At 74.2% G+C, this 13,510-nt stretch carries 13 protein-coding genes; 2 read left to right on the top strand and 11 right to left on the bottom strand.

Translation table 11 applies throughout. The features are described from left to right. Nucleotides 1–40: 40 nt before the first annotated feature. The 8 genes from Ae150APs1_RS05485 to Ae150APs1_RS33320 all read right to left on the bottom strand — a co-directional run bounded on the left by Ae150APs1_RS05485 (nt 41) and on the right by Ae150APs1_RS33320 (nt 8,959). Complete coding sequence (locus Ae150APs1_RS05485) at nt 41–1,459, bottom strand: SDR family NAD(P)-dependent oxidoreductase (protein WP_060575590.1); 1,419 nt, start codon at nt 1,457–1,459, stop codon at nt 41–43. Between the two features lie 26 nt (nt 1,460–1,485). Further along, nucleotides 1,486–2,145, bottom strand: coding sequence for a biliverdin-producing heme oxygenase (locus Ae150APs1_RS05480; RefSeq protein WP_075296212.1), 660 nt, complete (start codon nt 2,143–2,145; stop codon nt 1,486–1,488). Between the two features lie 68 nt (nt 2,146–2,213). Further along, on the bottom strand, nt 2,214–2,813 hold the full coding sequence (locus Ae150APs1_RS05475; RefSeq protein ID WP_075296210.1) for a TetR/AcrR family transcriptional regulator: 600 nt from the start codon (nt 2,811–2,813) through the stop codon (nt 2,214–2,216). A gap of 53 nt (nt 2,814–2,866) precedes the next feature. Further along, nucleotides 2,867–3,352: a peroxiredoxin gene (locus tag Ae150APs1_RS05470; protein WP_075296208.1), complete on the bottom strand. Its 486-nt coding sequence runs from the start codon at nt 3,350–3,352 to the stop codon at nt 2,867–2,869. Between the two features lie 345 nt (nt 3,353–3,697). Further along, nucleotides 3,698–4,633: a hypothetical protein gene (locus Ae150APs1_RS05465; protein ID WP_075296207.1), complete on the bottom strand. Its 936-nt coding sequence runs from the start codon at nt 4,631–4,633 to the stop codon at nt 3,698–3,700. A 943-nt stretch (nt 4,634–5,576) separates the two neighbouring features. Then, on the bottom strand, nt 5,577–7,478 hold the full coding sequence (locus tag Ae150APs1_RS05460) for a primary-amine oxidase (protein WP_075296206.1): 1,902 nt from the start codon (nt 7,476–7,478) through the stop codon (nt 5,577–5,579). Next, nucleotides 7,475–8,152, bottom strand: coding sequence for a hypothetical protein (locus tag Ae150APs1_RS33325; RefSeq protein ID WP_249266222.1), 678 nt, complete (start codon nt 8,150–8,152; stop codon nt 7,475–7,477). Before Ae150APs1_RS33325 ends, Ae150APs1_RS05460 begins: the two co-directional genes overlap by 4 nt. Nucleotides 8,153–8,173: 21 nt before the next feature. Next, nucleotides 8,174–8,959: an APC family permease gene (locus tag Ae150APs1_RS33320; protein WP_249266221.1), complete on the bottom strand. Its 786-nt coding sequence runs from the start codon at nt 8,957–8,959 to the stop codon at nt 8,174–8,176. Nucleotides 8,960–9,198: 239 nt separating this feature from the next. Here Ae150APs1_RS33320 and Ae150APs1_RS05450 point away from each other — a divergent pair, with 239 nt between their 5' ends. Both Ae150APs1_RS05450 and Ae150APs1_RS05445 read left to right on the top strand, forming a co-directional pair. Then, nucleotides 9,199–10,608, top strand: a complete 1,410-nt coding sequence (locus tag Ae150APs1_RS05450; RefSeq protein ID WP_249266220.1) for an APC family permease — start codon at nt 9,199–9,201, stop codon at nt 10,606–10,608. Then, complete coding sequence (locus Ae150APs1_RS05445; RefSeq protein WP_075301707.1) at nt 10,605–11,363, top strand: IclR family transcriptional regulator C-terminal domain-containing protein; 759 nt, start codon at nt 10,605–10,607, stop codon at nt 11,361–11,363. Before Ae150APs1_RS05450 ends, Ae150APs1_RS05445 begins: the two co-directional genes overlap by 4 nt. Nucleotides 11,364–11,374: 11 nt before the next feature. Here the strand turns inward: Ae150APs1_RS05445 and Ae150APs1_RS05440 are convergent, their stop codons facing one another. From Ae150APs1_RS05440 to Ae150APs1_RS05430, 3 genes are all read right to left on the bottom strand, one after another. Continuing rightward, entirely contained in the window at nt 11,375–11,620 is a 246-nt protein-coding gene (locus tag Ae150APs1_RS05440) for a hypothetical protein (protein ID WP_010225022.1), read from the bottom strand. A gap of 100 nt (nt 11,621–11,720) precedes the next feature. Further along, the gene (locus Ae150APs1_RS05435; protein ID WP_212567160.1) at nt 11,721–12,839 is read right to left on the bottom strand and encodes an LLM class flavin-dependent oxidoreductase; all 1,119 of its coding nucleotides are present in this window, start codon (nt 12,837–12,839) and stop codon (nt 11,721–11,723) included. A 141-nt stretch (nt 12,840–12,980) separates the two neighbouring features. After that, nucleotides 12,981–13,415, bottom strand: a complete 435-nt coding sequence (locus Ae150APs1_RS05430; RefSeq protein ID WP_060575595.1) for a DUF6319 family protein — start codon at nt 13,413–13,415, stop codon at nt 12,981–12,983. Nucleotides 13,416–13,510: the final 95 nt, after the last annotated feature.

The raw sequence follows: 13,510 nt of genomic DNA, 5'->3' as shown, positions 1-13,510 counted from the left end.
ACGGTATCGGCGACCCCCGACAGGACCGGGGGAGGCCCCGCTACCAGGACGACACGGCGTAGTCCTTCAGGAACACCCCGTGCAGGTCCTCGCCGGCCTCACCGGCGACGATCGGGTGGTAGACCCGGGCGGCGCCGTCGGAGAGGTCCAGCGGGGCGTGGAATCCGTCGTCGGCCAGCCGCAGCTTCGTCGGGTGCGGGCGCTCGTCGGTGATCCAGCCGGTGTCCACCGAGGTCATGAGGATCCGGTCGGTCGTGAACATCTCCCCGGCGCTGGTCCGGGTCAGCATGTTCAGCGCGGCCTTCGCCATGTTGGTGTGCGGGTGCCCCGGCGCCTTGTAGCCGCGCCCGAACACACCCTCCATCGCGGACACGTTCACCACGTACCGGTTGCGGAACGGCGACGCCGCCATCGCCGGCCGCAGGCGGGAGACCAGCACGAACGGCGCGGTCTGGTTGCACAGCTGCACCTCGAGCAGCTCCAGCGGATCGACGTGCTCGACGTTGTCGACCCAGCTGTTGACGGCCGCGGTGTCGGGCAGCAGGCCGCCCGCGTCGACCGCGGTGCCGTCGGCGATCCGTTCCGGCGACGCCGAGCGGGCCGTCGTCGCGAGGGCGGCGAGATCGGCGCCCGGCACGGCACCGGCGAGCAGCGCCGGGTGCTCCCGGGTGGTCGCGTGCGCGAACGACACGATCTCGGGCAGCTCCCCGGGCGGCAGCGGCTCGGCCTCGGCCGCCTCGAGCGCCGAGTACGACCCCCGCGACCGCCGGACGGTCTGCGCCGCGTTGTTGACCAGGATGTCGAGCGGCCCGGCCGCGGCGACCTCGTCGGCGAGCGCGACGACCTGGGTCGGGTCGCGCAGGTCCACCCCGATCACGCGGAGGCGGTGCAGCCAGTCGGCGCTGTCGTCGAGGGCGGCGAACCGGCGGGCGGCGTCGCGCGGGAAGCGGGTGGTGATCGTGAGGTGCGCGCCGTCGCGCAGCAGCCGCAGCGCGATGTACATGCCGATCTTGGCCCGGCCACCGGTGAGCAGCGCACGACGGCCGGTGAGGTCGGTGCGGGCGTCGCGGTGCGCGTGGTGTGCGGCCGCGCAGTCCGGGCAGAGCTGGTGGTAGAAGGCGTCGACGAGGGTGTAACGCGCCTTGCAGACGTAGCACCCGCGGGCGCGGTTCAGCACGCCGGCGGTCGCGCCGGGTGCGGAGGAGACGAGCGGGATGCCGGCCGTCTCGTCGTCGATCCGGCCCGCCGCGCCGGTCGCGGTCCGCGCGGTGACGGCGTCGTCGGCGTCGCGCTCCGAACGCCGCTTCGCCGCCCGCCGGCGCAGGCGCACCGACTTCCAGATCCCGGCCGTGGCCCGCCGGACGGCGACCGCGTCGGGGTGCTCGGGCTCCAGCTCGTCGACCTGCGCGAGAACCCTCAGCGCGGTCGCGAGCTCGTCCGGGTCGATGCCGCTGGTCACCGCACCAGTCTAGGAATCACCGACGGTCACGAGGCGAGCGGCTGCTCCAGCCCGACCTCCTCGGCCATCTCGGACAGCACGTCGATGTTCAGCCGGAACGCGAGGACGGCCTCGGCGGCCACCCGGGACCGGGCCGCGGCGTCCCACGGGGCGGCGTCGAGCAGCGCGCGGTACCGGGTCCGGAACCGGGGCGGCGCGCCGAGCGAGGAGAAGTCGTAGAAACGGACGCCGTCGCCGGACAGCCCGTAGGTGCGCTGGAGCAGCCTGGCGACCACCTGGCCGCCGGCCAGGTCGCCCAGGTAGCGGGTGTAGTGGTGGGCGACGAACCGCTCGGGATCGGTCGCCGCGGTGTGCAGCCGCTCCACGTAGCGCGTGGTGGAGGGGAGGATCCGCGGGACGCCGCTGCCGAGCGCGTCGAGATCGTCGTGCAGGGCGGGCAGCCTGCGCAGCTCGTCGATGACGAACGGGCCACCGACCGGGTGGTCGGCCATCGCGTCGGAGGCCGCCTCGAGGGCGGTGTAGATCGCGCCGTACTGCTCGGCGAGCAGGGTGTAGGCGTCCAGCGGCAGGCTGCCGTCGAGCAGCTCGGCCATGTAGACGGAGTGGTGTGCCTGCTCGTGGACCTCGTACGTGGCCTGCCGGAGTTCGGCGGACAACGTCCCCGAGATCGGGGTCGTGGCGCCCATCGGCCCTCCCGTGGATCTGACACCGTGTCAGATCCGATGGTAGGCCGTGCGACGCGGTAAGGCTAGCCTCAGTCGTGGGTCGTCGTCGAGACCATCCGCAGGACGGCGGCGACCGCGGTGTCCACGGTGGCCTCCAGTTGCGGGGGTGCGACGTCGACGATCTTCCGGCTGGACAGTGCCGCGGCGACGAGCGCGGCGAGCACCGCCGGGTCGTCACCGACCATCGAGCCGTCGGCTGCACCGTCCCGGAGGATCGCGGTCAGCCGGTCGCCGATCGGGTCGGCGTGCGCGGCGATCCGCCGGTACGCCTGCGGGTCCAGCGCTCCGGCGAGCGCCTGACCAGGCGGGAGGTGGAACTCGGCGAGCCGGCGCAGCTGCATCCGGGCGAACACGGCCAGGCGCTCCGCGGGGGACGACACCCCGGCCAGTGCCGCGTCGAGGTCCTCGACGTAGCGGGCGGCCTCGTGCTCGACGAACGCGACCAGCAGCGCCTGGCGGTCCGGGAAGTGGTTGTACATCGCCGACCGGCCGACGCCGGCGGCAGCGGCGACGCCGGACAGCGTCACCTGCTCGAAGCCGCGCTCGTAGAGCTGCTCGCGCAGCGCGGCGAACACCCGCTCGCGCACCTGCTCGCGATGCGTCGCGAGCGAGCCCAGGACCTTCGGCACGCGGGCCAGTGTAGGCCCGCGCGCCGGGTCGCGAGGGGTGCCTCAGCGGCGGGTCAGAGCTGCGCGAGCACCGACTCGACGCCGGACACCTCGACGCTGGAGGGGACGTCCTCGACGCCGATCCACTGGACGACGCCGTCCTTGACGATCGCGGCGTACCGCTTCGAGCGGGTGCCGAGACCGAAGGCGGAGCCGTCCATGTCGAGACCGGCGGCCTTCGCGAAGTCGGCGTTGCCGTCGGCCAGCATGAGGACGGCGTCGCCCACGTTGCGGGCCTCGGCCCAGGCGGCGAGCACGAACGCGTCGTTGGCGGAGGTGCAGGCGACGGTGTCGACGCCCTTGGCCTTCAGCTCGTCGGAACGCAGCACGTAGCCGGGCAGGTGGGTGTCGGAGCACGCCGGGGTGAACGCCCCGGGCACGCCGAACAGGACGACCGTGCCCGAGCCCAGCGCGGTCGCGCTCTGGACCTTCGTCGGGCCGTCGGCGGTCGGGGTCATGAGGGTGACGTCGGGGATCTGGTCACCGGCAGCGAGTGCCACGGGGGTCCTCCACGGGGAGTGCACGGACGGTCGTGCGCAACCCTAGCCCCGGCGCGCGCCGGCGCCGGACCCACATGCCGCCCCGCCCGCCCGTTGCCGCTCTCGCGCCCGACCGACAGAAGCGCCACCCGCGGCGGACCCGCCCAGCTCGTGCCGGCCCCGCACGGCTCGTGCCGGCCCCGCACAGCTCGCGCCGGGCCCGCACGGCCCACCGCGGAACCGCACAGGTCGTGGCGGAACCGCACAGGTTCTGCCTCGTGCGGGGGCAGCACAGCCTGTGCGGTCTGCGGAGCATCTGTGCGGTTGCCGGACCGGGTGTGGTCCGGCGCGGCGCCCGACCCGGGGTCAACTGGCCAGGGCTCGGCGGAGGCGGGCTGCCGCCTCGGCGAAGTCGGCCAGGTCGGCCCAGGTCCAGCGGACGACCGCGAGTCCCTCCGCCCGCAACCTGTCCTCGCGCAGCTTCTCCTCCCAGAGCACCTCGGCCGGGTCCTGGTCGGGACGCAGCTTGCGGCCGTACTTGACCCGGCCGTCGAACTCGGCGACGACCCGCTGCTCCGGCCAGGCGAAGTCGGTGACGTGACGGTGCCCGCCGCAGTGCACCTCCCACTGCAGCACCGGCGCGGGGAACCCGGCCCAGGCCAGGGCGATCCGGCTGCGGGTCTCGCCGACGCTTCCCGAACGCCCGTCCGCGGCCGCCGCCACCCGGCGGACCGTGCCGATGCCGGACCGTCCGGCCGCCGCGGTGACCGTGGCGGCCAGCTCGTCGGGCGTCATCACCGGGGGCCGGCCCTGCGACCGGCGGGCGAGTGCACGGTCGGCGACGACGAGTCCGCGCTCGAACCCGGCCGTCCGTGCGATGTCGACGACCGTCCGCGCCGGGGTGGTCACGGCGATACCGCCGACCGTCGTCCGGTCGTCGGACGCCAGCGGGGACGGGTGGACGTGGAGGTCCCGGGTCCGGTGGCCACCGTGCGAGCGGTCACGGGTGACGTGCACGCGGTCGAGCGGAAGCCCCCAGGTGTCCAGGCCGCGCACGACCGCCGCCGACACGTGGCTGGCGACGGCTCCCGGTGCCAGCTGGCGGAGCGCGGCACGGACCGCCGCGCGGTGCCGGGCGCGGAGCTGCGTCAGCGCGGGATCGGCGGCCTCGAGGTATGCGCCGCGCCGGATCGCGACGAGCTCGCCGCGCGCGAGGGCCCGGCCGATCTCGTCCTCGTCGAAGCCGGCGGCGCGCAGATCGCTCCGGAGCCGTACACCGCGTGCGGGCAGGGAACCGTCCATGCCGCGCAGGCAACACTGCCGGCCCGTCGACCGGGCCGAGCCCGCCGATCCCGTTCGCGATCGCATCGCGCTCCGTCCACCGGCGGCCCGGTTGCGCCCGTCACCGCACACGGTCTCGGGCTGCCGCACGATCCCGGTCCCGTGCGGGAGCCCTACAACCTGGGCAGGAGCCGTACAACCTGTGCGGTACTGCAGCGGCCCCGCCCCGGCACGCGGCGACGGACCCGATTGGACCGGGCCGATCCGCCCGGCGCGATCCGGCCGGTGCGATCCGCTCGGCGCGACCCGCTCGCTTCGTTACCGCACAGGTTGTGGGGCTCCCGCACGAGATCGGGCTTGTGCGGCTCGAGCGAGACCTGCGCGGTTCCGCCGGGATGTGTGCGGCTGCCTCGGGACCTGTGCGGCTGGGTACGGGGCGACGAGCGCGGGTTGGTGTCCGCGGCGCATCGCCCTCGGGCTGAGAGCTGGGACGGTTCCGGAAGCCGCTGATCCCGATCACCGGATGCCGGGCTCCCGCACCGGACCGGCGTACTCCCGCACCCCACAGGGTCTGCCGCGCAGGGTGTGCGGCTCCCGCATCGGACGGGTACGCCGTCGCACCGGACAGGGGGTGTCGTACGAGGTGTGGGGCTCCGGCACCGGACGGGTGTGCGCCCTCCCCGGCCGGGGCGGGGCACACCCGGTGTGCGGCTACGGCATCGGAGGGCGCGCCCCCGCGCCGGGATGCCGGTGTTCGTCGGACAGCAGAGTGACCGGACGGCAGCCTGAGCACGGACAGCGTGCAGCCGCACAACTTCCGCGGCTCCCGCACAGGCTGGCGTGCTCCCGCACAGGACTGGTCCCGTGCGGGAGCAGCACACCCTGTGCGGGAGCGTGCGGCGGTGCGGCGGGTGCCGCGCGCGGTGCGGCGGTGCGGCGCGTGGTGCGGTGGTGCGGCGGCTGGTCAGTGGCAGTGCTTTCCTTCCGACGGCGGGACGTCCAGGGCCGGGTTGCGGTCGAAGAAGCCGGCGGGCTTCAGGGTGAAGCCGGTGTAGTCCACGGGCATGACCGGCCAGTCCTCGGTGCGCGGGAAGTGGGTCAGGCCGAAGGTGTGCCACAGCACGACGTCCTGCCCGTCGACGTCCCGGTCCGCAGCGGTCCAGGCGGGCAGCCCGGCCCCGCCCGGGTTCTGGTTGACGAAGTCACCGGCCGGGTACCGCTCGGCCGGGTCGTAGCGCGTCACCCACAGCGCCTTCGTCGCGAACGCCGCCCGGGCCGCGATCGACGACGCCGGGTCGGCCAGCAGCGTCGGCTGGCCGTGCGGGTGCAGGACGTACCCGACCGGCTGCCCGAGCGCGTTCGTCTTCTCGGTGTTGACGACGTGCCACACCCGTGCGGTGCCGGGCGAGGCGTCCCGCTGCGCGCCGGACTCGGAGCCGAGCCGGGTCGCGGAGCGGGCGAACGCGTTGCCGTAGCGGTTCCCGTCGCCCATCGGCACCCGGACCGCCTCGACCTCCTCGACGGCGTTGGCGAGGCCGTCGACCGTCATGTCCAGGCGTGCGGAGAACAGGTGCTGGTGGAACGGTGCGCCGCGGCCGGGTGCGATCTCGGTGGCGTGCTCCCCGGGGGTTCCCGAGGTGAACACGATGCCGGTGGCCTTGGCCTCCAGCTCGATGGTGCCGTCGAGGTAGAGGTACCAGTAGAAGCCGTAGTCGTAGTTCCCGATCGGGGTGAAGAACGAGATCACCAGCCGGCGCTGGCGGCGCACCTCGCGGGACCCGGTGAAGATGTCGGTGTGCTTCCAGAGGACGCCGTGGTCCTCCTCGTGCATGCAGATCGCGTTGCCGATCGTCTTCGGGTTGCCGAGGTCGTCGGCGATGGTGGCGTCGACGTAGTGGATGTCGCCGAGGCAGTCGCAGCCCAGCTGCAGCGAGTCGGCGTAACGGGCGAACATGTACTCGCCGCAGTCGAAGTAGTTCTGCCAGAACCGGACCGGCGCCGGGTCGGCGTACGGCACCACCATCTCCGCGACCGACGCCCGGTAGCAGACCTGGCGGTCGTCGAACGAGATCTGGTGCAGGGTCAGGCCCTCGCGCTCGTTGAACCCGATCCGCAGGTCCCACTTCCCCCAGCGGACGCGGCCGTCGTCGACGGTGAACGACCGGCCCTCGGGCTGGGTGATCTCGATCGGCTTCAGGCCCTCCAGCGGCGGGCCCTGCACGGCCGGGTCGTCGAAGTTCCCGCTGGTCTCCGGCACCGGCACGACACCGGTGTCGATCACCCGGTCGACCGAGCGGTTCGTCAGGTCGATGTAGGCGACGAGCCCGTCGATCGGGTGCGCCCACGGGTGGTCGGACTCGGAGTCCTGGCGGAACCCGAAGGCGCGGGCCATCCGGCGCCCGGTCTCCTCGGCGTAGTCGTAGACGCCCGCCGACAGCGGCACGGCCCGGACCGACGCCGGCTCGATGCCCCGCTCCGCGAGCGCGGCCAGCCAGTCCGGTGAGGCGTTCAGGACGTCCTCGATGAACTCGAACTCGGAGTCGATGATCGGTGGCTGGCCGTCGGACGCGGGCTCCAGCTCCCGGCTCGACACGAGCTCGCCCGCGGTCGCCGAGACGACGGTGTCCCAGGACCGGCCGGACGCCAGGTCCAGCAGCACCACCCGGAAGCGGCGGTCGGGGACGCCGTCGTCGAACGCGAGGACGTCGGCCTTCGGCGGCTCCTCGGGCGCGAAGAACGCGTACCGGACGTGCTCGCCGAGCATCCCGGCCGCTGCGAGCACCTCCCGGACGGCGGCGACCTCGGCCTCGGTGGTCATGGTCAGCGGGTGCCCGGAGCGCGTCCGGGGCTCCTCGACGGCGGTCATCGGTCCTCCGTGGTGTCGACGGTGTGCTGGGGCGAGATGTGAGCCGGGACGGGTGGCGGCACGCGCCGGGACCACACGGCACCCCCGGCGAACGCCACCACCAGGACGGCGCCGATCGCGGTCGCCAGCGCGGGCGAGCCCCCGATCAGCGTCGGGAAGTTCGCGACGGTCAGCGCGAGGCAGGTCAGCAGTCCGGCGAGGCCGAGTGCCGGCGCGAGCCGGGTGTTCCAGAGCCGGCGGTCGGCCCGGGTCCGGGCGAAGAACACGAGGACGGCGAGGCAGGTCAGCGCCATCAGCGTCAGCACGCCGAGGGTCGCGGTGCCGGCCATCCAGGCGAACACCTGCGTCACCGGGTCCATCCCGGTCACGGCGAAGACGACGATCAGCAGGAGCGCCGTCCCGGACTGGGCCAGCGACGCCGCGTGCGGCGACGCGTGCCGGGCGTGGCTGCGGCCGAACACCGCGGGCATCGTCCCGGCGTTCCCGAGCGCGAACAGGTAGCGGGCCAGGACGTTGTGGAACGACAGGAGCGCGGCGAACAGGCTCGTCACCAGCAGGACCTGGGCCACGTCCCCGCCGACGGGGCCGAGCACCGCGGTGATCGTCGAGACGATCATGTTCCCGGGGTCCTCGCCGGCCTGCGCGACGGCGTCGGCGTCACCCCAGGCGGACACCACGGCCCACGCCGAGAGCGTTTAGAACGCGCCGATCAGCACCAGCGCGAGGTAGGTGGCACGCGGGACGGTGCGCTCGGGGTCGCGGGCCTCGTCGCGGAACACCGCGGTCGCCTCGAACCCGATGAAGGACGCGATCGCGAACATGATCGCGATGCCGAGCGAGCCGGAGAGGATCTCCGACGGCACCAGGAGCGCCGTCGACCGGCCGGTGCCGAGCCCGCCGGTCACGGCGACGACGGCGTCGAACACGAGCACGATCGCGACCTCCGCGACCAGCAGGACGCCCAGCACCCGGCCGGACAGCTCGATGCGCCGGAATCCGAGCACACCGGCGACGACCAGTGCCCCGGCCGCGTAGAGGTACCAGGGCAGGGCGGGTCCGCCGTAGTGCTGGACGACGGCGTCGAGGGTGGCGCCGAGGTAGCCGTACACCGCCGCCTGCACCGCGGTGTAGGTGACCAGCGCGAGGAACGCCGAGCCGAGCCCGGGCGCGGCGCCCAGCCCGCGGGCGACGTAGGAGTAGAACGCCCCGGCCTCCGGGACGTGCCGGCTCATCGCGCAGAACCCCACCGCGAACAGCAGCAGGACGGCGGCGCAGAGCACGAACGTGGCCGGGAACGCGGCCCCGTTCCCTGCCGACAGGCCGAGCGGGACGGTCCCGGCGACGACCGTGAGCGGTGCCGCGGCGGCGACCACCATGAACACGATCGACCCGGCACCGAGCGAGCCCCGGAGCCGGTGGCCGGGCGGCTGCGCGGAACCGGTCGGGGCGGGGACCTGCGGGTCGGATGCTGGTGCGCTCATCGGCGCCTCCGGGACGAGATGTGGCGGACGGATGCCGGGCACCGTCTCGCCCGGCCCCCGCCGGTCACAACGACCGCTCCCGAGTGGTGCGAATCACGGTACGACCCGTTCCCGCCGGGTGGGAAGCGCGCGCCGGAAATTCTCGTTCGACCCGTCGACGCTGGTCACGACGTCGTGATCGGGCGATAGTGTCCCGGTCCGACGATCACCGGTGACCGCGGACGGAGGTGGGTGTGGGCGTGCTGCGCGACCGTTCGCCGGTGCACGGGCTGGAACGACGCCGGCTCGGCCCGGCCGACGTGCTCGCCCAGTCCATCGCCGGTTCGGCCCCGTCCGCGGCGATGGCGGCGACCCCGGTGATCGTCGCGGGGATGGCCGGTCCGGCGACGGTGTGGTCGTTCGTCGTCGCGACCGTGCTCGCGTTGCTGGTCGCGACGAGCATCGGCCGGTTCACCACCCGGATGGCCGCGCCGGGCGGGCTCTACACACTGACGGCGCAGGGGCTCGGGGCCGGCGCCGCGTTCGCCGGCGGGATCGCCGGGGTGGCCGGGTACCTGCTGCTCTGCGGCGCCGCCGTCGCCGGGGCCGTGCTCTACCTGCAGTCGCTGCTCGGACCGCTGCTGCCCGGCGACCGGTGGGTCCCCGTCGCGGTCGCGGTGGTGGCCGGGGCCCTGATCACCGCACTCGTCGTGTGCGGGGTGCGGCCGGCGGCGCGGGTGGTGCTGCTGGTGGAGGCCGTCGCCGTCGCCGTGCTGGTCGGAGTGTTCGCGGTGCTGCTCGCCGGCGGCCCACTGCCCGGGCCCGGCCCTGATCCGGTCGAGCCCGCCGGACCGGGAGCCGGCGGCCTCGTCGCCGGGGTGCTCCCGGCGCTCGCCGCCTTCATCGGGTTCGAGGTGGCGACGTCGCTGGGCGCCGAGGCCCACCGGCCGTTCCGCTCCGTCCCGCGGGCCGTGCTCGTGACGGCCGCGGTGACCGGCGTGCTCTACGTGTTCGCCGCGGCCGTGCAGGTGGCCGGGTTCGCCGAGGTCCCGGGCGGCCTCGCCGGGCAGGCGCAGCCGGTGCAGGTGCTCGCCACGGCCCGCGGCTGGTCCTGGATCCCGCCGGTGCTCGACGCGGCGCTGGTGCTGTCGTTCCTGGCCTGCGGGGTGGCGACGGCGACGGCGCTGTCCCGTGTGCTCTTCTCGCTCGCCCGCGACGGCGCCGTCCCGCGCGTGCTCGGCCGCACCCACCCGCGGTTCCGGACGCCGCACGTCGCCGTCCTCCTCGGCGTCCCCGCCGCGACGGCGGCGGTGGCCGTCCCGGTGGCGCTCGGCGTGCCGCTCGGCACGGTGCTGGTCGCCCTGCTGTCGTCGGCGACGATCGGGTTCCTCCTCACCTACGCGCTGGTCTGCCTGGCGGCCCCGCTGTTCCTGCGCCGGATCGGCGAGCTCACCCCGGCCGCGGTGCTGACGGCGGTGGTGGCCGTACCGGCACTGCTCGCCGCGCTCGCCGGCTTCGTCGTCACCGCGCCGGCCGGTGGCGTCGTGCTCGCGGTCGCGCTGCTCGGCGCCGCGGTCTGGTTCGTGGTGCTGCGCCGCCGCGGCGGCCTGCGCGATCTCGGCGTCTACGACGAGACCGTCGCCTCCGACGTGTGGGGCCGGTCCGGGTGAGTGCGACGGGTACGGGGCCCGCTCCGATCAGCGGCCGCCAGCCGCGCGCGGTCCGGACGGCGCTGGCCGTGCTGGAGGAGGTTGTCGCCGCGGGGCCGGGGGTGACGGCCAAGGAGATCTCGGCCGCACTGCGCCTTCCCCCGGCGACGACCTACCGCGTGCTGAACCTGCTGGTGGGGGAGGAGTACCTGGTCCGGCTGCCGGACCTGCGCGGCTTCGCGCTCGGCAGGCGCGCCGCGCGGCTGTCGCCGGTCCCGGTGCCGCGCCCGCCGACGGCGGCCCGGGCGGTCGTCGAGCACCTGCGCGGGTTGGTCCGGTGGGGGGTGCACCTGGCCCTGTTCGACGCGGGTCGGCTGCACCTCGCGGACCCGGACCCCGACCACCCGCCCAGCGACCCGGACCTGCTCGCCCGGCTGCCGCAGGCGTCGGCGCTCGGGCGGCTGCTGCTGGCCGAGCAGCCGGACTGGCGGGCCCTGGTCCGGGACCTGCGGCCGGTGACGGGGGCGACCGTCACCGACCCCGACGAGCTGGCGGCGCTCCTGCCGGGCGTCCGCCGCGACGGACTCGCCTCCCAGACCGGGGAGCTGCGTCCGGACCGCGGGTGCCTGGCCGTGGCCGTCCGGTCACCCGCGGACGGCCGGCTCGTCGCCGGGCTGGCCCTGTCCGGTCCCGCCGACCGGGTCGCCGACCCGGACCCCGGGCTGGTCACGTTGCTGCGGGAGCACGCGGCGAGCCTCGGTCCACTCCTCGGCTGAGCCGTCCGGGGTCAGAGATCCCGTTCGGCGAGGTACTGCTCCCCGGCCGCGGTGAGCCCGATCCGGGTCCGGGCGGTGTCCCCGTCGCCGCTCTCCTCGACCAGCCCGAGATCGAGCGCGCGCTGCTCGAGCTGTGCGGCCATGCCCCGCTGCTGGTCGGTGGCGTCGCCGCCGCGGCCGAACAGGGTCGTGACGGGATCCGCGCTGCCACCGGTCTCCCGGAGGCGCAGGAGGAAGGTCGCGAGGGGATCCAGCATGCGCGGCCGCCGTTCTGCTCGTCGTGCGGAGCGGCACGCGGTGGGCGTGCCGGTACCGGACCGTAGCGGCGCCGGCGTGACCGGGCTAACCCTGCGCGGATCAGGCGTGTGCCGTGGCCGGAACCGTCGTCGTGGTCATCGCCCGGACAGCCCGGCCGAGCTCCTCCATCTCGGTCCCGCGTGCCATGGCCTCGTCCAGACCACCGGCCATCCCGGTCAGGTTGAGGATCACCGGGTGCTCCAGACCGGCTGCGGCGAATGCCGCCAGCCGTTCGGCGACCTCGGCCGGGTTGCCCAGGAACGTGTACTCCTCGATGAGCTCGAACGGGATGGAGGGGGCGAAGTCGCGGAGTCTCGCGGCGTCGAGCTCGTGCGGGATGATGTCGATGAACGCCCGCTCGCTCCGGCCCGCGGGGTTCTCGATGCCGTACCTGTTCCATGCCGATTCGGGCGCCATCCACAGTGCGAACAGTTTCGCCATGGGCTGCGCCTCGAACATCTCGCGAACACGGTCGCGGCTGTCACCGAGAACCAGGAAGACGAACAGTCCCGATTCCGGTTCGGCGCGGCCGGTGGCTGCCGCGTGCCCGGCGACGGTCGTCTTCAGCCGCCGGTACTGGTCGGGGCTCGTGACGTCCACCGGAAGCCATCCGTCGGCGTACCGCCCCGTCAGGCGCAACATCCGCGGCCGGTGCGCCGCCACCCATACCCTGGGGCGTCCCGCATCGGACTCCAGCGGCAGCCCGAGCCGTCCGGGACCGTCGGGCATCCGGCCGGAGTCGAGCAGATGCCGGAGTACCGCCAGGAACTCCTCGGTCCTCGACACCGGTCGGTCGAAGGAATAGCCGAACGGCAGGAGGTTCTCGGCCTCCCCGGAGCCGACACCGAGATTGAAGCCACCGCGGCACAGGTGCTGCAGCGACAGCGCGCTCCGGGCGACGTCGGGAGCAGCCCGGCGCAGACCGTCCGTGACCGCCACCCCGAGCGGGGCCTCGGTGCTCCTGCCCGCCCAGGCCGCCAGGCAGAACGGATCGAACAGACCGTCCGGGTCGGGGACGATCTCGGAGAGACCGATGTCGGGATAGAGCTCCGGGTGGAAGATTCCCAGCAAGTGGTCGAACGTCCAGAGCGAGTCGACACCGAGGGCGTTCGCACCGGCCAGCGCCATGTCCACGGGGGCCGGTGGGTGGAAGGGCGGGAGACACAGTCCTAGCTTCACGGCACCGGCTCCTTGTCTGGAAGCTCCACGTCCGTGCCCGCCGACCACATGGCGTCCGCGCACACTGTGCCGTGCGAGAGTCCTCGGGGCGGAGTGAACGACTCAACCCCAGGAATGACGAACGCGTCGTCGACCGGCCCGCTACTCCTCCAGCTCGGCCAGCGCCTTCTTCGCCTGCTCCAGCTCGGCCTCCAGCTCGGCGACGCGCGCCGCCTTGGCCGACCGGGCGGTCTCGATGACCTCGTCGACCGGGCCGGCCAGGTCCGGGTGCAGGGCCGCCGCGGCCTGCGAGACCGCGGTCGCGCTCACCGGCAGTCCGCGGGCCACCCAGGAGCTGCCCTGCTTCAGCTCGGCCTGCCACTCGCCGTCGGCGGAGCCGCTGACGGTCAGGGTCATCGTGATGACGCGGGTGGTCTTCGCGGTCGAGCCCTTCGGCCGGCCCCGCCTGCGCTTCGGTGCCTCGCCGTCGGCGGGCTCGGCGGCCCCGTCCGCGGGCGACGTCCCGGGGGTGCCACCGGCCGGTGCCGCCGCCCCGTCGACGGCGTCGCTGTTCCCGGTCACCAGGTCCTCGTCCACGTGCTCCCTCGTCCTCTCCTCGCCCGACTACGGCAGGTACAAGGGTGGAGTCAGAACATGTGTTCGGGCAACCCGGCCCGGAGTGTTCCACCGTG

The sequence above is a fragment of the Pseudonocardia sp. Ae150A_Ps1 genome, assembly GCF_001932315.1.
GTDB lineage: Bacteria > Actinomycetota > Actinomycetes > Mycobacteriales > Pseudonocardiaceae > Pseudonocardia.
This window is presented reverse-complemented; position numbering and strand designations above follow the sequence as displayed.